Origin of the sequence: Saccharothrix sp. AJ9571 (genome assembly GCF_021725495.1) — a bacterium.
Classification (GTDB): Bacteria; Actinomycetota; Actinomycetes; order Mycobacteriales; family Pseudonocardiaceae; genus Amycolatopsis; species Amycolatopsis magusensis.
In genome coordinates this window covers 3,064,441-3,081,923 of record NZ_CP091382.1, presented here as the reverse complement: position 1 = coordinate 3,081,923, position 17,483 = coordinate 3,064,441, and the positions used below count along the sequence as shown (strand labels likewise).

Below are 17,483 nucleotides of genomic sequence, written 5' to 3'. Positions count from 1 at the left end.
ACTGATCGTTGGACATGATGGCAGGTGCGGCCGCAAGCTGGACGCATGACGAACATCGAGCGGTACACGGCCTTCGACGTCGACGGGGAAGGCGGCAACCCGGCCGGTGTGGTGCTGGACGCCACCGGCCTGGACGAGGCGCGGATGCTGGCGATCGCCGCCGACCTGGGGTACTCGGAGACCGCGTTCCTGTTGCCGGACAACCGCATCCGCTACTTCAGCCCGCTGGCCGAGGTCCCGTTCTGCGGGCACGCCACCATCGCGACGGCGGTGGCGCACGCCGAACGCTCCGGTGTCGGCACGCTGGCGCTGCGAACGCAGGCGGGCGAGGTCGTCGTGCGAACTCGGCACGAGGACGGTCAGTTGCTCGCGACGCTCACCAGCGTGGCGCCCTCCGTGCGTGACGCGGCTCCTTCGCTGGTCGACGAGGCTCTCGCCGCGCTGCGCTGGGACGCCGCCGACCTCGACCCGGCGCTGCCCCCGCGCGTCGCCTTCGCCGGCGCGAACCACCTCGTGCTCGCCGCGGGGTCCCGTGAACGCCTGGCCGAGCTGGACTACGACTTCGACGCGCTCGGCGCCCTCATGGCCCGGGAGGACTGGACCACCGTGCAGCTGGTCTGGGCAGGCCCGGACGGTTTCCACTCGCGCAACCCGTTCCCGCCCGGCGGCGTCCACGAGGACCCCGCGACCGGCGCCGCGGCCGCCGCGTTCGGCGCCTACCTGCGCGAACTGGGCACGACCGGCCGTCTCACCATTCACCAGGGCGAGGACATGGACCGCCCCAGCCGCCTGCTGGTCGACATCCCGGCCACCGGCGGCATCTCGGTCAGCGGGACGGCGGTTCGGCTCTAGGCGCTGTCCGGTGGGTCTGGTCGATGGGCTTCGTGATCCAGGTGGTTCCTGGCGGTGCGGGCGATTCGGCCTCGTACTGGCCGTACTCGGCCGTACTCGCCCGTGCCGCCAGGGGCCGCCTGGGCGCGGAGAGCGCGACCTTGACTCACCGGACAGCGCCTAGACCTCCAGTGGGGTGGAGGTTGCAGCATCGAGGCGGCAACGCACCCCGGGGATGGAGAGACGATGAGTGAGTGGCAGATAGCGGACCTGGACCTCGACGCCTACCTGGCGCGGATCGGGCACGAGAAGGTGAGCCCGTCGGCCGCGGCCCTGCGGTCGTTGCACGAGGCGCACGTGCGGTCGATCCCGTTCGAGAACATCGACGTGCTGCTCGGCCCGCACCCGGGGCTGAAGCTGAAGGTGATCGCCGACAAGATGGTGCACCGCCGTCGCGGGGGGTACTGCTTCGAGCACAGCCTCCTGTTCGCCGCCGCGCTGGAATCGCTCGGGTTCGACGTGCGCCGCCGGATGGCGCGGGTGAACCCGGAAAAGCCGAGCGCGCGCACGCACATGGTGGTCATCGTGCGGATCGCCGGCGTCGACCACCTCGTCGACGTCGGCTTCGGCACCGGGCTGGTCACCGCGATGCCCCTGGTCGACGGCCTGGAGCGGGAGCAGAACGGCTGGCTCCACCGGATCACCCGCGAAGGTCCACTATGGACTTTGTGGCGGCACGAGCACGGCGAGTGGGTGCCGCTGCACGCCACCGACGACCTGCCGCAGCACCAGATCGACTACGAGGTGGCCCACCACTACGTCTCCACGCACCCGAAGTCGCCGTTCACCGGGCAGCTCGTGGTGATGACGCGCGGCGACCGCCTCAGCAAGCGGCTGGTCGGGGACGAGCTGACCACCGAGCACGCGAACGGTGAGGTCACGAAGGAGCCGGTGCCTCCGGCCGACCTGGACGGGGTGCTGCGCTCACTGGGTGTCGAGCTGAATACCACAGACCTGAACACCCTGCTGGGCTAAAGAACGCCCTCATCGTGTGGCAGCGCTGGCCGCGACGACCTCCGGCGACCACAGTGGACGCACCCCGCACATCGCGTCACCGTTGAAGGAGAACTTCGTGAACAAGTTCCGGCTGGCCGCCCGCCTGGCGCTGCCGCTCGTGATCGCCGGTACCGCACTCGGCGCCACCCTGCCCGCCGGTGCCGAGGAGCCCCCGCTGACCCCGCTCGGCGAGGGGGTGCTGCACGGCGCCCAGACCACCGCCGAGGTCGTCGACGGCAACGTCGAGCACGGCGCTGCGACCCTCTCGTCCTCGGTCAGCACCACGCTGAGCACCCTGCCCGGCGACCTGATCCGCACCGGCGAACACCCGCTCGTCCTCGGCGACCTGGACGACCTGCGCGGCCTGCTCACCCACCGCCCCTGACCCACCCGCAAGTTCACGCCGTCCACCGGATCGAGGCTCGCTGGCCCACCAACCGAGCCTCGCCCACACCGCAAGTTCGCGCCGTTCACCGGATCGAGGCTCGCCGGCCCACCAACCGAGCCTCGATCCACGCCGCGAGGTCGCGCCGTTCACCGGACTGGGGCGCGTCGGGCCGCCCCAGCGGCACGGCGCGCCCCAGTCCAGTGAACGGCTCAAAAGCGACCTCGCCGCCCCGCCGGAGGCGGGGCAGACAATGCAGAGCCGACAAGGGGACTCGAACCCCTGACCTGCTGTTTACAAGACAGCTGCTCTACCAACTGAGCTATGTCGGCCTGTGCTCGGCAGTATATAGATGTCACACGCACAGCTCGTCCACGACATCCGTCACGCGGTTCCGGGTGCGGTACGCGGCCAGTTGCCGGTCCGCTCCGCCGCCGGTGGAGCGCAGGCGGGCGAGCATCTCTTCGGCGAACTCCAGGTCCCCGGTCGTCCGCAGCGCGTCCCGCAGGCCGACCATCAGTTCGTCCAGCACGGCCCACACCGGCACCAGCTCGCCGCTCTCCGGGTGCAGGCAGGAACCGCTCAGCCCGTCCCGCGCCGCCCGCCAGAGGTTCGCGCGCAGCACCTCGTCGGGCACGTTCACCGGGGTGCGGGCGTCGGCGACGTCCCGCAGCGCCACGTTCACCAGCCCGCGGATCAGCACCGCGGCCAGCGTCGCCTCCTCGGGCGTCGCCGCCACGTCGCAGATCCGGAACTCCAGCGTGGGCTGGTTGTCGGACAGCCGGACGTCCCAGTACAGCATCGCCCGGTCCATCATCGCGCCGCTGCGCAGCATCGCGGCGACGCTGTTCTCGTAGTGCTCCAGCGAGACGAACATGGGCGGCGGTCCGGCCGACGGCCAGCGCGACCACAGCACGTGCCGCCAGCTCCGGTACCCGGTGACCTCGGCGCCGGAGAACGGCGAGTTCGCGGTGAGCGTCAGCAACACGGGCAGCCAGGCGCGGGTGTGGTTGCTGACCCGCACCGCGGTCTCCCGGTCGGCCACCTCGACGTGCACGTGGCAGCCGCAGGTGGCGCTCGAGCGGGCGATCGCGCCGAACCGGTCGGCCATCCGCCGGTAGCGCTCCTTCTGGGTGATTTCGTGCGACGACTCCGGTAGCAGCGGCGTGCCGCTCGGCAGCAGTCGCAGGCCGCGCTCGGCGGCGCTCGCGGCGAGGTCCGCTCGCATCCGGGTGAGGTGCCCGAGGACCTCGTCGGCGGTGCGGCACACGTCGGTCGCCGTCTCCACCTGGGATCTGATCAGCTCCTGCTGCAGTTCACCCCCGCGCTCCTCGGTTCCGAAGACCAGCTCCGGCCCGCGCGGTACCAGCTGCCCCGAGGCGTCGACCAGGAAGAACTCCTCCTCGACGCCGAACGTCAGTTCCTCGCCGTGGAGACCCATCCACCACTCCTTCACCCGGTCGCGTTGATCTTTCTGGATTACCCGGACCGGGTGATCGGTAACCCTGGGCCGGAACGTGGTGGACGCCACGGTTCCGATCATGCAACGGTCGGAGGCCGAGCGTCGATGGTCCCCGGGAATGACCAGGGAGGTGGACGGGTAGATGAAGATCAACCAGCGTGGCCGGGCAGCCGATCGCAAACGCGGTTGGCAGATCCTCGAAGCGCCGGCGAACGAGCGGCCGCCGAGAACCCGCCGCCGCCGTCGCGACAGCGGTTCCGAACCACGCAGCCGCGCTTGGCAGATCCTCGAAGCCGACACCGGCGAGCAGCCCGCGGCCTCGCAGAAGACCGCCATCGGTCCCGCGCTGCCGGACGACTCCACCGTCAACTTCGTGATCGACCTCGCCCTGCGCATCGGCGAGGTGCAGATGTCCAGCGGCGCCGGCGCCTCCGACGTCACCGCGACCATCCTGGCGCTGACCTCGGCGCTCGGCCTGCCGCACTGCGAGGTCGACGTCATCTTCACCTCGATCACGGTGACCTGCCACCGCGGTTCCGAGCGCTCCCCGGTGACCGCGCTGCGCGTGGTGCGCGCCCGCGGCCTGGACTACAGCCGCCTCACCGACACCGAGAGCCTGGTCCAGCGGGTCACCCGCGGCCACGTCAGCGCCGAGGACGCCTACGCCGAGCTGCAGCTGATCACCAGCAGGCCGCACCCGTACCGCCGCTGGGTGTCCACCCTGGCCTGGGGTGCCATGGCCGCGTTCATCTCGCTGCTGATCGGCGGCGACTGGGCGACCGCGCTGATCGCCTTCGTGATCAGCGCGGTGATCGACCGCGTCGGCCGCGTGCTCAACCGGTACGCGCTGCCGTTCTTCTTCCAGCAGGTGGTCGGCGGCTTCATCGCGACGCTGGCCGCGGTGCTGGTGGTCAACACCAACCTGCTGCCCATCGAGAGACCGACCATCGTGGTCGCCGCCGCGATCACCGTGCTGTTGTCCGGGCTGAGCACGGTCTCCGCGGTGCAGGACGCGATCACCGGCTACAACGTCACCGCGGCCGGGCGCACCACCGAGGTCGCGATGATGTCCGCCGGGCTGATCACCGGCGTGGTGCTGGCGCTGAACACCGCGCCGCTGTTCGCGATCGTGCAGAAGACGCCCCCGCCTGCCGTCTACAGCAACACCGCGCTGGACCTGCCGATCATGGTGGTCGCCGGCGCGGGCGCGGCCCTGTGCTTCGCGCTGGCCAGCTACGCCAGGCTGCGGTCCCTGCTGATCGCCGCCGCGGCGGGCGCGGTCGGCAGCGTCGGCTACGGCGTGCTCGGCCTGCTCGGCGCGGACCAGATCACCGCCTCCGCGGTCGCCGCCACGCTGGTCGGGTTCTCCGGCGGCGTGCTGGCGCGGCGCCTGCGGGAAACGCCGCTGGTCATCGCGGTCTCCGGGATCACCCCGCTGCTGCCGGGGCTGTCGACCTACCGCGGGCTGTACGAGATGGGCGTCGAACCGGGCGGTGAGCTGGGCACGCTGATGACCGCGGTGGCGGTCGGGCTGGCGCTGGCCGCGGGCGTGGTGCTCGGCGAGTACTTCGCGCAGCCGGTGCGCACCAGCCTCGGCAGGCTCGAACGCAAGCTGGCAGGCCCCCGGATGGCGGGCCCGCTGCGGCCCAAGACCGGCCGCGTGGAGTAGCCGGAACCGCGAGCCGGGTGATCCTCCGGGACAAGTCTCACCTCCTTTGGTCAGCTGCCCCCGGGCGGGGCGCGATAGTCTGCGACCCATGACCGAGCCTGTCAGCACGGCCGCCGAATTCGTCGTGGTGGCCAACCGGTTGCCGGTGGACCTCGACCGCTCCGCCGACGGGACCCAGCGCTGGACCGCGAGCCCCGGTGGGCTCGTGTCCGCGCTCGAGCCCTTCCTCCGCTCCCGCAAGGGGGCCTGGGTGGGCTGGCCCGGCGTGCCGGACGTGGAAGTCGACGAGTTCTCCGACGACGGCTTGGTGCTCCACCCGGTCACGCTCAGTTCCGAAGAGGTGACCGACTACTACGAGGGCTTCTCGAACGCCACCCTGTGGCCGCTCTACCACGACGTGGTGGAGCGGCCGGTGTTCGACCGCGCCTGGTGGGACAGCTACGTCAAGGTCAACCGGCGCTTCGCCGAGGCCAGCGCGAAGGTGGCGGGCGAAGGCGCCGTGGTCTGGGTGCAGGACTACCAGCTCCAGCTGGTGCCGAGCATGCTCCGCGAGCTGCGGCCCGACCTGCGGATCGGCTTCTTCCTGCACATCCCGTTCCCGCCGGTCGAGCTGTTCATGCAGTTGCCGTGGCGCGCGGAGATCGTGCGCGGCCTGATCGGCGCCGACCTCGTCGGCTTCCACCGGCCGGGTGGCGCGCAGAACTTCCTGTGGCTCGCCCGCCAGCTGATCGGCCTGGAGCCCAGCCGTGGTGCGGTCGGCGTGCGGTCACGGCCCGGTGTGGTCCAGGTCGGCGACCGGACCGTGCGCGTGGGCGCGTTCCCGATCTCGATCGACGCGGCCGGGCTGGACACCCTGGCGCGCACGAAGAAGGTGGCCGACCGCGCCGCGGAGATCCGCCGCGACCTCGGCAACCCCAAGACCGTGCTGCTCGGCGTCGACCGCCTCGACTACACCAAGGGCATCGACCTGCGCCTGCAGGCCTTCCACGAGTTGCTGCAGGAAGACCGCGTCAAACCGGAGGACGTGGCGTTCATCCAGCTCGCCACGCCGAGCCGCGAGCGGGTCGAGCACTACCAGCGCATGCGCGGCGAGATCGAGCAGATGGTCGGCCGGATCAACGGCGAGTTCGCCCGCGTCGGTCACCCGGTCGTGCACTACCTGCACCAGTCCGTCGACCGGACGGAGCTGGCGGCGTTCTTCTCCGCCGCCGACGTGATGGTGGTGACCCCGTTGCGCGACGGCATGAACCTGGTCTGCAAGGAGTACGTGGCCTGCCGCCACGACCTCGGGGGCACGCTGGTGCTCTCCGAGTTCGCCGGCGCGGCGGCCGAGTTGAGCAGTGCCTTCCTGGTCAACCCCCACGATCTCGACGGGGTTAAGAGCGCTTTGGCGGCTGCCATTACGCTCGACCCGGCCGAGGGAAGACGGAGGATGCGCGCGCTTCGACGTCAGGTCCTCACCCACGACGTCGACCGCTGGGCACGCTCGTTCCTGGAAGCACTCGGGTCCGAGCCCTCCGCCTGAACTCGCCCAACTCCCATACCCCACGTACCTGCTCCTAGGAGGAGTGTTGACCGCCGAGGCCCTGCCCGCCGAGCTGCGGCGTGCGATCGTGCAGATCGCGCGGACGCCGCGCTTGCTGGTCGCCTGCGACTACGACGGCACGCTGGCTCCGATCACGTCCAACCCGGACGAGGCCCGCCCCCTTCCGGAATCGGTCGGTGCCCTGCGATCACTTGCCGGCCTGCACGAAACCACCACCGCGGTCATCTCCGGCCGCGCGCTGCGCGATCTCGCCACGCTTTCCCGGCTCCCGGCCGAAGTCCACCTGGTGGGCAGCCACGGCTCCGAGTTCGACATCGGCTTCGTGCACGCGCTCGACGCGAAGGCCCGCGAGCTGCACCGCAAGCTCGAGGCCGAACTCGAGAAGCTGGTGCTCGATGTTCCAGGTGTTTCCCTAGAGGTGAAACCCGCGAGCATCGCCGTGCACGTGCGCCGCGCCGAGTACGACGCCGGCCGCCGCGTGCTCGCCGCTGTCCACAATGGACCATGCACCTGGCAGGGGGTGACCACCACCGACGGCAAGGAGGTGGTCGAACTGGCCGTGGTGCAGACGGACAAGGGCCGCGCACTGGACACCCTGCGTCACCAGGTCAACGCCACCGCCGCGGTGTTCCTCGGCGACGACGTCACCGACGAGAAGGCCTTCGCCCGGCTTTCCGGCCCCGACCTCGGGGTCAAGGTCGGTGACGGGGAAAGCCTTGCCGCCTACCGGGTTCCGGACACCGTCGACGTGGCCACCGTGCTCGCCTTCCTGCTCGAGGAGCGGCGGCACTGGCTCTACGGCGAGCAGGCGCCGCCGATCGAGCGGATCTCCATGCTGGCCAGTGAGCGCTCGGTCGCGCTGCTGACCCCGGACGCCAAGCTGACCTGGCTGTGCCACCCGGGTCCGGACGCGCCCGCGGTCTTCGCCGACCTGCTCGGCGGCCCGGGTGCCGGGCACTTCTCGATCAAGCCGCACCGCAACGGCCTGCCGCTGGGCCAGCGGTACCTGCCGAACACGATGACCGTGGAGACGCGCTGGTCGCGGCTGCTGGTCACCGACTACCTCGAGCCGGACAGCCCGCCGCACCGCACCGACATCGTCCGGGTCATCTCCGGCGAGGCCGCGGCCCAGGTGGTCTTCGCGCCGCGGCCGGAGTTCGGCGGTGTGCCGGTGCGGCTGGTCACCGAGGAGGACGGCCTGCGGGTGCTGGGCACCTCGGAGCCGATCGTGCTGCGCGCGCCGGGTGTTCGCTGGGAAATCAACTCCGACGGCATGCACGACACCGCTGTCGCGTTGGTGGAGCCGAAGCCGGAACGCCCGGTCGTCCTGGAACTCCGTTGCGGCACCACGGATCTCGGCGCGCACGAACTGTCCGAGATAGACCGCCGGGCCCGGGCGGGGGCGTACTGGAGCGACTGGGCCGCCACGCTGAAGGTGCCGACCGTGCAGCCGGAACTGGTGTCGCGCTCGGCGCTGACCCTGCGGGGGCTGTGCAACACCGACACCGGCGGCGTGCTCGCCGCGGCGACCACCTCGCTGCCGGAGGAGATCGGCGGCGTCCGGAACTGGGACTACCGCTACTGCTGGATCCGCGACGCCGCGATGACCGTGCGGGAGCTGGTCACCCTCGGTTCGCTGGACGAGGCCGACGGCTACCTGCGCTGGCTGCACGGGGTGCTGGCCACGCTGGCCGGTCCGGAACGGCTGCACCCGCTGTACACGCTGTCCGGCAGCGTGATCGGCGCCGAAGCGGTGATCGAGTCGCTGCCCGGGTTCGCGGGTTCGCGGCCGGTGCGCGTCGGCAACCTGGCGAACCACCAGGTGCAGCTGGACGTGTTCGGGCCGGTGGTGGAGCTGGTGGTCACCCTGGCCGAGGCGCGCGGGGAGCTGCGTGACCAGGACTGGCAGATGGTGCGGGCGATGGCCGAGGCGGTCACCCGGCGCTGGGACGAGCCGGACCACGGCATCTGGGAGGAGCGCCACGTGCCGCGGCACCGGGTGTACTCCCGGGTGATGGGCTGGGTGACCATCGACCGCGCGATCAAGCTGGGCGAGATCTACGACCGGGAAATCCCGGCGGCGTGGCCCGGCCTGCGCGACGCCATCGCCGCCGACGTGCTGGAGCACGGCTGGAACGACGAGGTGCAGGCGTTCACCACCGCCTACGACGGCACCGACCTGGACGCGGCGTCGCTCTTCGTCGGGCTCACCGGCCTGATCGACCCGGGCGACCACCGCTTCCAGTCGACGGTCACCGCCATCGAAGCCGAACTGCGCAGCGGCTCCACCGTCTACCGCTACCACCGCGACGACGGCCTCCCCGGCAGCGAGGGCGGGTTCCACATCTGCGCCGCCTGGCTGGTCGAGGCCTACCTGCTCACCGGACGGCGGACCGAGGCGGAAGAACTGTTCGAGCAACTGGTGGACGCCGCTGGCCCCACCGGTCTGCTGCCCGAGCAGTACGACCCGATCGCGGAACGGTCGCTGGGGAACCACCCGCAGGCGTACTCGCACATCGGCCTCATCCGCTGCGCCAACCTGCTGGCCCAATAACCACCCCGGTGGGCGTGCCCCGCACGCCCACCCCCTCCCCCTCTCCTCCCCACCCTCCACGCACCACCCCTCTCACACGGCACCCCCACCCACCCGCCGCCCCGGGCTGCCCCCATGCGGAACTCGCCCACCCAAACGCAGCCCCCGACTACCCGAGTGCAGAACTCAGCCACCCGAACGCGGGGTTCGCGTACCTGAGTGCGGGACTCGAGTGCCGGAGTGTGCGACTCGGCTACCTGAACGCAGAACTCGCGTACCTGAGTGTGGAACTCAGCAGCCCGAACGCGGCACTCGCCCGCCTGAATGTCGAACTCAGCTGCCGGAGTGAGGGACTCGCGCGCCCGAACGCGGAACTCGGCTACCCGAGTGCAGGACTCGGCTGCCTGGATGTGGACTCGCCGACACGAGTGTGGAACTCGGCTGCCCGACCGCGGGGCTCGCGTGCCCGACCGCAGGGTTCGCGTGCCCGACCGCAGGGTTCGCGTGCCCGAGCGTGGGGCTCGGCTGCCTGAACGTGGAACTCGCGTGCCCGAGCGTGGAACTCGGCTGTCTGAACGTGGAACTCGGGTGTCTGAACGTGGGGTTCGGGTGTCTGGGTGTGGGGCTCGGGGTGGGGGTCCACTTGGTGAGAGTCACATTCAGGCGGCCGAACCCCACACCCAGGTAGCTGAGGTCCACGTTGGCGCGGGCGAGTTCCACGTTCAGGTAGCCGAAGTCCACGTTGGGGGTGGGTTAGCCGCCGGCTACGGAGGGGATGATCATGAGTTCGGTGTGCGGGGTGAGCGGGGTGTCGGGGCCGGAGAGGCGGCGGCATTCTTCGCCGTCGACGTAGAAGTTGACGTAGCGCCGCAGGGCGCCCGACTCGTCCCGTAGCCGGCGTTCCAGTGCGGGGTACCGCGTGCGCAGTTCGTCCAGGGCCGCCGTGAGGGTGGCGCCCTGGACCTCCAGCACGGTCTGTTCCCCGGCCATCGGCCGCAGCATCGACGGCAGGTGGACCTGCACCACCTAGATCACCGCGGCCCGCACGCAGAGCACATCAGGCAGGTGCTCGACCACGCGCTGCCAGTTGTCCCCCTCGTCGGCGCTGGCCCAGACCTCACCCGATCGTGAGCCGAAGTACACGCCCGCCGGGTCGGCGTCGTCCACGCACATCGCGTCACGCAGGACCGCCGAGTAGAAGCCGCTGTCGGGCAGCCCGCCGGAGAGCTCCGTCCAGTGGTCGCCGCCGTCTTCGCTGCGGTAGACCCGGCAGCGCCCGTCCGGCGGGAAGCGGTGCTCGTCCGCCTGCAGCGGGAAGTTGTAGATGACCTCCGGCTTGTGCGGGTGCACCACCATGGCGAAGCCGAAGTCCGACGGCAGCCCGTCGGCGATCGACTGCCAGCTCTTCGCGTGGTCCTCGCTGCGGTACACGCCGTGGTGGTTCTGCGCGAACAACCGGTCCGGGTGCGCCGGGTGCCGGGCCACCTTGTGCACGCACTGCCCGAACTCCGGGTACTCCTCCGGCAGGAACTTGACGTGGATGCCCTGGTTGGCCGGCGCCCAGGTCTGCCCGCCGTCGGTGGTGTCGTAGACGCCGCCGGTGGACATCGCCACGGTCAGCCGCCGCGGTTCGGTCGGGTGCGGGAGCACGGTGTGGATGGCCATGCCACCGAAGCCGGGCGTCCACTGTGGACGATGCGGGTGGTCCCACAGCCCGCGGACCAGCTCGAAGGACTTGCCGCCGTCGGCCGAGCGGAACAACGCCGACGGCTCGACCCCGGCGTAGACCACGTCCGGCTCCGGCGCGGGCGTCAGCTGCCAGACCCGTTCCAGCGCGGCCCCGGTGTCCTCCGGGAAGGCGATCGGCGCCTGCTCCGGCTCCTGCCAGGTGGCGCCGAGGTCGTCGCTGGTGGCCACCCCCGGCCCCCAGTGCTGGCTCATCACCCCGGCGAGCAGCCGTGGCGAACCGGCACGGGTGTCGATCGCCAGCGCGTAGATGTCGGTCATCGGCAGGTGCGGGCCGGTGACCGTCCAGTCGGCCCGCGAGTTCGAGCTCCTGGCCAGCCAGAGCCCCTTGCGCGTGCCGATCGCGAGCAGCGCTTCCATCAGTCGCCTCCCAGTGTGGTTCGGATCACGGGCGGGAGCCTACGCCGGGGGACCGACAGAAACCGGACGCCGGAAGTCGCGGCATGCTAACGACGGCGCCCGGTTCCTGTCACGCAGTTTCAATCGAGGCTGAAACAGTTCTACGCGGAATACCCCTTCGGCGGAATGAGCGTCGCCAACTGGTTGAAGGTGAGCCAATAGACGCCCTGGCTGAAGCCTGCCGAATCGGCGATCTTCACCGTCATGTTGTCGCTGTTGTAACCGGTCACGGTGAAGTAGTGGTAAACGGTGTAGTTCGGGTAGCCGGGCGGGTGGTTGTTCGCCGGCGCGACGATGTTGGCCACGATCGGGTAATTGTTGTTGATGTCGAGCACGATGTCCTGCCAGAGCAGGTTCCGCTGGGCCGCGGTCGGCGGGTCGTTCGGCATCTCCTTGGTCTCGTACCAGCCGGTGCCGAGGTTGTTGTTCAGCACCCTGGTGACCTGGCCGATGTGGTCGGTTCCCCCGGTGTGCGTGGGAAGTTGCTGGGCGAGGCTGGCCTGGGACGGCGGGTTGGACATGCGTGCGGAGAGCGCCATCCGCGTCGCCGCCGGGCCGCACCAGTAGCCCGTCTGCTGCCACTCGTGGCGCACGTTGAGTTCGACGAAGGCGGGCAGTTTCGAGATATCGACCTCGGCCGTTTCGGCCGGGCGTGAGGCGACAGCGGCGGGTGCGGCATAAGCGAGGGCGGGCGCGGTGCTGATTCCGGCGATCACCGCGGTGAGCACGGCGAGAACCTTGCGTCTCATCATTTCGGAGTTTCCTTCCCCAGTGCGTTGCCGGTTGGTTTCCGTCACACGAGGGAAATAGTCCGGAAAATGCCGACCGCTGTCGCCGGTGTCACCCGATCAGCTCACTACCAAAGTAGGTATTCGTTTTTCTTCCGCGCATGACGCGGCGCCCCCGGTGGCAATTCCACCGGGAGCGCCGCGCGTTCAGGTCAGGCCGCGTAGCCCTTCGGCGGGATCAGCGAGGCCAGCTGGTCGAAGGACAGCCAGTAGATCTGGTTGCCACCGAAGTTGGCCGAGTCGGCGATGTGCACCGTCATGTTGTCGCTGTTGTAGCCGATCACGGTGAAGTAGTGGTAGATCGTCTCGTTCGGCGGGTAGCCGGGCGGCTGGTTGCCCGGCGGGGCGACGATGTTGGCGACCACCGCGTAGCCGTTGTCGACGTCGGTGACGATGTCCTGCCACAGCAGGTCCTTCTGCGCCTGCGACGGCGGGTCGTTCGGCATCTCCTTGACCTCGTACCAGGTGGTGCCGAGGTTGGCGTTGAGCGCGTTCGCGATCTGGCCGATGTGGTCGGTGCCGTTCTCCGTGGTGCCCATCTGGGCGGCCAGGTCGCCCTGCGAGGGCAGGTTGCCGGTCCGCGCGGACATCGCGATCCGCGCCGCCGCCGGGCCGCACCAGTAACCGGTCTCCTGGACCTGGTACTGGACGTTGAGCGACTTGGCGCCGGCCACCCGGACGTCGGAGGGTGCGACCGCGGCGGGCGCCGAGGCGAACGCGGCACCCGGCAGGACGAGCGCACTCGCCGCGGCGACCCCGACGATCGCCCGGAGGAAACCTCTACGCTGCACTTGTTGCTCCTTCCCCAGTATTTCGTCGGTTATTTTCCGTCGAATAGCCGACATCCTGAAGACAGCGGGCAACGGTGCACAAGACGTTTCAGGCAGAGCCGAAATACTCAGGCGCGCGCGTGCTCGGCGGCCGACAGCGCCAGACCGACATTGGCGACCTCGAGCACCCGGATACCGGTCGGGAACTTGCCGGAGTCCGGCGGCACGAGCGCGTGGGTGAAGCCCAGGCGGGCGGCCTCGGCGATGCGCTTGCCCACGTTGGACACGCGCCGGATCTCCCCCGCCAGCCCCACTTCGCCGACCGCGACCAGCCGCGGTGACAACGCGACGTCGGCCACCGAGGAGGCGATCGCCAGCACCAGTGCCAGGTCCACGGCGGGTTCGGTGATCTTCATCCCGCCGACCGTGGCCAGGAAGACGTCGCGCTTGGCCAGTTGCAGCCCGGCGCGGCGCTCCATCACCGCGAGCACCATCTGCACGCGCGACGAGTCGAGCCCGCTCACCGCGCGGCGCGGCTGCGGCAGCGTCGATTCGGCGACCAGCGACTGCACCTCGCTCATCAGCGGGCGCTTGCCCTCCATCGCCACGGTGATCGCGGTGCCGGAGACCGGCTCGGTGGTGCGGTTCATGAACAACCCGGACGGGTCGGGCACGCCGACGATGCCGGTCTCCCGGAGTTCGAAGCAGCCGATCTCGTCGGCGGCGCCGAACCGGTTCTTCACCCCGCGCACCATGCGCAGCGTGGAGTGGCGGTCGCCCTCGAACTGGAGGACCACGTCCACCAGGTGTTCCAGCACGCGCGGCCCGGCGATGGACCCCTCTTTGGTGACGTGTCCCACGAGGATGATGGGCAGCCCGCGTTCCTTGGCCAGCGCGACCAGCCCGGCGGTGACGGCGCGCACCTGCGTGACCCCGCCGGGCGCGCCCTCGGCCTGCGGGGAGGACATGGTCTGGACCGAGTCGACGATCAGCACACCGGGCTTGACGTCGTCGACGTGGCCGACGACCGCGCCGAGATCGCTCTCCGCGGCGAGGTACATCTGTTCGTGGACGTTCCCGGTGCGCTCGGCGCGCAGGCGGACCTGGCCCGCGGACTCCTCGCCGGTGACGTACAGGGAAGGGTGCTCGCCGGCCTTGCCCGCGGCCCACTGGTAGGCGACCTCGAGCAGCAGGGTCGACTTGCCGACACCCGGCTCGCCGGCGAGCAGGATCACCGCACCGGGGACCAGTCCGCCGCCGAGCACGCGGTCCAATTCGGGCACGCCGGTCTGGCGGGCCCTGGCGGCTTCGACGTCGACCTGGCCGATGGGCCGCGCGGGCGCACTGGGCGCGCCCGCCACGATGCGCGCGATCGCCGGGCGCGCGTCCCCGCGCTCCTCGATCGAGCCCCATGCCTGGCACTCGGGACACCGGCCGACCCACTTGGCCGCCTCGTAACCGCACTCGCCACAGCGGTACGAGGTACTGCTCTTCTTAGCCACGGACGCTCACGCTAGCGACGAGCACCGACAGTTTTCGAAGAACCTCAACCGCCGTGGTTCTCGTGCTGGTTCTCCATGGGGCCCGAGTGGGAGGCGGGCGGGTCGCCGTGGTCGGCGGGGGCACCGGCCTGGTTGCCCTGCTCACCGCTGTGCTCACCACCGTGTTCGCCTTCGCCGCCGTGCTCGAGGCGCGGCCGGGTGGAGCTGGCGATCGGCACGTCGACGACGATCGAACCGGCGTCGCGGAAGGTGAGGGTGAGCTTGAGCGTCTGGCCGGGGTAGACGGGGGCCTTCAGGCCGAGCAGGTTGATCACCGCGTGCCCGACCGGGTGGTCCTCGTGCGCCGGCGCGGGCGCGGGCGGCGGAGCCGGGGCGACCGGCGGCTGGTTCGCACCACTCGGCTGGTTCGGCGCGCTCGGCGGCTGCTGCGAGGGCGGGGCCGGCGGCGGCGCCACGGGCGTCGCCGGGGCGGCACCGTGGTCGTGCGGCAGGCTCGCCATCGGGCTGACGGTCAGCTTGCTGCCCGCCACGAGCGCCTTGAAGCCCTGGATCTCCGTGCCGGTGGCACCTTCGGCGGTGACCGCGACCAGCTCGTCGTCGGTGGGCCCGCTGTTGGTCACGACCAGTTCGACCGGGGCGTCGGCGCCCGCCGGGTAGTACGCGGCGTCGCCGGGGAAGGTCAGCTTCGCGTCACGGACGGCGATCTTGCCCAGGTCGGCGAAGCCACCGGTGACCGCGGACAGCTGGGTGTCGGTCTGGGTGATCTGACCAGCGCCGCAGCCCGCGAGCGCCAGCGCCGCGCCAAGGCCGAGCGCGGCCACGCCGAGCACGCGTCGTTTCTGCTGCCTCACGGTCTCGTGTCCCTCCTGCGCGTCCTGTTCCCCGCGAAGGGTAGCCCGGCCTCCCGTGCGCGCCCGAACCCGGTGGCCGTTGCGCGTGGCGGATTCGAAGATCAATGGTCCTAAGTGGATTTCCCGGTGGCCGGGCCGCGATTTGCGGCTCACCTGCATGAGCATGGGAAATGCACGTTTGTCAACCCCCGTCCGGCCCACGATCCGGCCGCTGACCTGCGACGACGGAACTCGGGGCGCTAGATGGTGTCAGTCGAGCCGTGCTAGGATGGTGATAGCGAAAGGGGCAGAGGACACATGGTTTTCAAGGTCGGAGAGACCGTCGTCTACCCGCACCACGGTGCCGCACTCATCGAAGCGATCGAGACCCGCGTGATCAAGGGCGAGGAGAAGAAATACCTCGTCCTCAAGGTCGCGCAAGGGGACCTCACCGTTCGCGTGCCCGCAGACAACGCCGAGATCGTCGGCGTGCGGGATGTCGTCGGGCAGGACGGTCTGAATCGCGTGTTCGACGTGTTGCGTGCGCCGCACACCGAGGAGCCCACGAACTGGTCTCGTCGGTACAAGGCCAACCTCGAGAAGCTCGCCTCCGGCGATGTGAACAAGGTGGCCGAAGTGGTGCGCGACCTCTGGCGGCGTGAGAAGGACCGTGGCTTGTCGGCAGGCGAGAAGCGGATGCTGGCCAAGGCACGGCAGATCCTGGTGAGCGAACTGGCACTGGCCGAGGGCACCGACGAAGGCAAAGCCGAAGTCCTGCTCGACGAGGTTTTGGAAACCGCGGCGGTCTGAGCGGCTGAACCACCGGTCAGATCACGGCGATGAACCATGCGGCACTGCTCGTCGCGGACACCAGCCAGGGTGCACTCGCGTCCCTGCGTGGCGAAGCACTGCTCACTCATGCGGTTCGTGGCCTGATCTGTTCCGGCTGTGAAGATCTGACGATAGTGCTGGATTCGGACCGCCGGCTCGCCGAAAGCGAGTCGGCGGTTCGAGTCGTACCCGGGGCCGCTGGGCGGTACCGGGTTTTTCCCGGATGCGCGGATCGTAGCGAGTCACTCCGGCGGGCCGTGCACGTGGTCGGCCGAACACCCTCCGAAGTGCTGGTGATCCACGACGCCACCCGCGCCCGCACCCCGGCGGCGCTGGTCGAGGCGGTGGTCGCGGCCGTGCACGGTGGTGCGCCGGCAGCCGTCCCCGTGCTGCCGATGACCGACACCGTGAAGCTGGTCGACCCCGGAGCCCGCATCACCGGCACCCGTGATCGCGCACGCCTGCGCACCCTGCAGACCCCGATGGCCTTCCACGCCGACTTGCGCGCCGAACTCGCCGAGCACGGCCCCGAGCGGCTGCTCGACCGGCTCGGCGCGCGGGTCCGGCTGGTCGAGGGCCATCCCGACGCCGCCAAGCTGGCGTCGGAGTTCGAACTCGCGCTCGCCGAAGCGGCGCTCGCCGAAGCCACCGGAGGCCCCCGTTGATCCCCAGAGTCGGCCAGGGTGTGGACGTGCACCCGGTGGAAGCCGGTCGCGACTGCTGGGTCGCCGGTCTGCACTGGGAAGGCGTGGACGGCTGCGCCGGGCATTCCGACGGTGACGTCGCCGCCCACGCGCTCTGCGACGCCCTGCTCTCCGCCGCCGGTCTCGGCGACCTCGGCGCGGTCTTCGGCACCGGCGACCCGCGCTGGGCGGGTGCGCACGGCGTCGACCTGCTCGCCGAAGCCCGTCGCCGGGTGGAGGAAGCCGGGTTCACCGTCGGCAACGCGGCGGTCCAGGTGATCGGCAACGCACCGCGCATCGGCAAGCGCCGCGACGAAGCGCAGCAGGTGCTGTCCGAAGCGGCGGGCGGGCCGGTCAGTGTGGCGGGCACCACCACCGACGGCCTCGGCCTGACCGGCCGTGGCGAAGGCATCGCGGCGATCGCCACCGCCCTGTTGATCCCGGTAGCCTGA

At 70.5% G+C, this 17,483-nt stretch carries 16 protein-coding genes and 1 tRNA gene; 9 read left to right on the top strand and 8 right to left on the bottom strand.

Translation table 11 applies throughout. From position 1 onward, the window contains the following. The first annotated feature begins 45 nt into the window (after window positions 1-45). From L3Q67_RS13785 to L3Q67_RS13775, 3 genes are all read left to right on the top strand, one after another. Window positions 46-852, top strand: coding sequence for a PhzF family phenazine biosynthesis protein (locus tag L3Q67_RS13785; protein ID WP_499189871.1), 807 nt, complete (start codon window positions 46-48; stop codon window positions 850-852). 225 nt (window positions 853-1,077) lie between these two features. Then, a complete protein-coding gene (locus L3Q67_RS13780) occupies window positions 1,078-1,866 on the top strand; it encodes an arylamine N-acetyltransferase family protein (protein ID WP_499189870.1) in 789 nt (262 codons plus the stop codon). Between the two features lie 97 nt (window positions 1,867-1,963). Next, on the top strand, window positions 1,964-2,272 hold the full coding sequence (locus L3Q67_RS13775) for a hypothetical protein (protein ID WP_499189869.1): 309 nt from the start codon (window positions 1,964-1,966) through the stop codon (window positions 2,270-2,272). A 259-nt stretch (window positions 2,273-2,531) separates the two neighbouring features. On the opposite strand, the gene L3Q67_RS13770 is transcribed toward L3Q67_RS13775, so the two are convergent. Together L3Q67_RS13770 and L3Q67_RS13765 are read right to left on the bottom strand one after the other, a co-directional pair. Beyond that, window positions 2,532-2,604: transfer RNA gene (locus L3Q67_RS13770), tRNA-Thr, on the bottom strand. Between the two features lie 23 nt (window positions 2,605-2,627). Beyond that, complete coding sequence (locus tag L3Q67_RS13765; protein WP_499189868.1) at window positions 2,628-3,713, bottom strand: carboxylate-amine ligase; 1,086 nt, start codon at window positions 3,711-3,713, stop codon at window positions 2,628-2,630. A 163-nt stretch (window positions 3,714-3,876) separates the two neighbouring features. Here L3Q67_RS13765 and L3Q67_RS13760 point away from each other — a divergent pair, with 163 nt between their 5' ends. From L3Q67_RS13760 to otsB, 3 genes are all read left to right on the top strand, one after another. Next, the gene (locus tag L3Q67_RS13760; protein ID WP_499189867.1) at window positions 3,877-5,403 is read left to right on the top strand and encodes a threonine/serine exporter family protein; all 1,527 of its coding nucleotides are present in this window, start codon (window positions 3,877-3,879) and stop codon (window positions 5,401-5,403) included. Between the two features lie 88 nt (window positions 5,404-5,491). Then, window positions 5,492-6,928 carry an alpha,alpha-trehalose-phosphate synthase (UDP-forming) gene (locus L3Q67_RS13755; RefSeq protein WP_499189866.1) on the top strand — a complete coding sequence of 479 codons (1,437 nt, stop codon included), beginning with the start codon at window positions 5,492-5,494 and terminating at the stop codon, window positions 6,926-6,928. A 46-nt stretch (window positions 6,929-6,974) separates the two neighbouring features. Further along, window positions 6,975-9,503 carry a trehalose-phosphatase gene (otsB, locus tag L3Q67_RS13750; protein WP_499189865.1) on the top strand — a complete coding sequence of 843 codons (2,529 nt, stop codon included), beginning with the start codon at window positions 6,975-6,977 and terminating at the stop codon, window positions 9,501-9,503. Between the two features lie 732 nt (window positions 9,504-10,235). Here otsB and L3Q67_RS13745 read toward each other — a convergent pair. From L3Q67_RS13745 to L3Q67_RS13720, 6 genes are all read right to left on the bottom strand, one after another. Then, window positions 10,236-10,508 carry a MoaD/ThiS family protein gene (locus L3Q67_RS13745; RefSeq protein ID WP_282773230.1) on the bottom strand — a complete coding sequence of 91 codons (273 nt, stop codon included), beginning with the start codon at window positions 10,506-10,508 and terminating at the stop codon, window positions 10,236-10,238. Beyond that, complete coding sequence (locus L3Q67_RS13740) at window positions 10,509-11,588, bottom strand: WD40/YVTN/BNR-like repeat-containing protein (protein ID WP_499189864.1); 1,080 nt, start codon at window positions 11,586-11,588, stop codon at window positions 10,509-10,511. 140 nt (window positions 11,589-11,728) lie between these two features. Then, window positions 11,729-12,376, bottom strand: a complete 648-nt coding sequence (locus L3Q67_RS13735; RefSeq protein ID WP_499191528.1) for a C39 family peptidase — start codon at window positions 12,374-12,376, stop codon at window positions 11,729-11,731. Window positions 12,377-12,567: 191 nt separating this feature from the next. After that, entirely contained in the window at window positions 12,568-13,206 is a 639-nt protein-coding gene (locus L3Q67_RS13730) for a C39 family peptidase (RefSeq protein ID WP_499189863.1), read from the bottom strand. A gap of 107 nt (window positions 13,207-13,313) precedes the next feature. Then, on the bottom strand, window positions 13,314-14,687 hold the full coding sequence (gene radA, locus L3Q67_RS13725; protein ID WP_499189862.1) for a DNA repair protein RadA: 1,374 nt from the start codon (window positions 14,685-14,687) through the stop codon (window positions 13,314-13,316). Between the two features lie 44 nt (window positions 14,688-14,731). Continuing rightward, on the bottom strand, window positions 14,732-15,538 hold the full coding sequence (locus tag L3Q67_RS13720; RefSeq protein WP_499189861.1) for a copper chaperone PCu(A)C: 807 nt from the start codon (window positions 15,536-15,538) through the stop codon (window positions 14,732-14,734). A gap of 297 nt (window positions 15,539-15,835) precedes the next feature. Here L3Q67_RS13720 and L3Q67_RS13715 point away from each other — a divergent pair, with 297 nt between their 5' ends. Genes L3Q67_RS13715 through ispF form a run of 3 tightly spaced genes read left to right on the top strand, consistent with a single transcriptional unit; the run spans window position 15,836 to window position 17,483 of the window. After that, window positions 15,836-16,327, top strand: a complete 492-nt coding sequence (locus L3Q67_RS13715; RefSeq protein WP_020669809.1) for a CarD family transcriptional regulator — start codon at window positions 15,836-15,838, stop codon at window positions 16,325-16,327. Between the two features lie 29 nt (window positions 16,328-16,356). Next, window positions 16,357-17,013, top strand: coding sequence for an IspD/TarI family cytidylyltransferase (locus L3Q67_RS13710; RefSeq protein WP_499189860.1), 657 nt, complete (start codon window positions 16,357-16,359; stop codon window positions 17,011-17,013). Then, the gene (gene ispF / locus L3Q67_RS13705; RefSeq protein WP_499189859.1) at window positions 17,010-17,483 is read left to right on the top strand and encodes a 2-C-methyl-D-erythritol 2,4-cyclodiphosphate synthase; all 474 of its coding nucleotides are present in this window, start codon (window positions 17,010-17,012) and stop codon (window positions 17,481-17,483) included. The genes L3Q67_RS13710 and ispF overlap by 4 nt, the downstream gene beginning before the upstream one ends.

Coding starts and splice junctions, on each gene's coding strand:
- L3Q67_RS13755 (WP_499189866.1), top strand. CDS start 5,492: ATGACCGAGCCTGTCAGCACGGCCGCCGAATTCGTCGTGGTGGCCAAC.
- L3Q67_RS13785 (WP_499189871.1), top strand. CDS start 46: ATGACGAACATCGAGCGGTACACGGCCTTCGACGTCGACGGGGAAGGC.
- L3Q67_RS13765 (WP_499189868.1), bottom strand. CDS start 3,713: ATGGGTCTCCACGGCGAGGAACTGACGTTCGGCGTCGAGGAGGAGTTC.
- L3Q67_RS13735 (WP_499191528.1), bottom strand. CDS start 12,376: ATGAGACGCAAGGTTCTCGCCGTGCTCACCGCGGTGATCGCCGGAATC.
- L3Q67_RS13710 (WP_499189860.1), top strand. CDS start 16,357: ATGAACCATGCGGCACTGCTCGTCGCGGACACCAGCCAGGGTGCACTC.
- L3Q67_RS13760 (WP_499189867.1), top strand. CDS start 3,877: ATGAAGATCAACCAGCGTGGCCGGGCAGCCGATCGCAAACGCGGTTGG.
- L3Q67_RS13715 (WP_020669809.1), top strand. CDS start 15,836: ATGGTTTTCAAGGTCGGAGAGACCGTCGTCTACCCGCACCACGGTGCC.
- L3Q67_RS13780 (WP_499189870.1), top strand. CDS start 1,078: ATGAGTGAGTGGCAGATAGCGGACCTGGACCTCGACGCCTACCTGGCG.
- L3Q67_RS13740 (WP_499189864.1), bottom strand. CDS start 11,588: ATGGAAGCGCTGCTCGCGATCGGCACGCGCAAGGGGCTCTGGCTGGCC.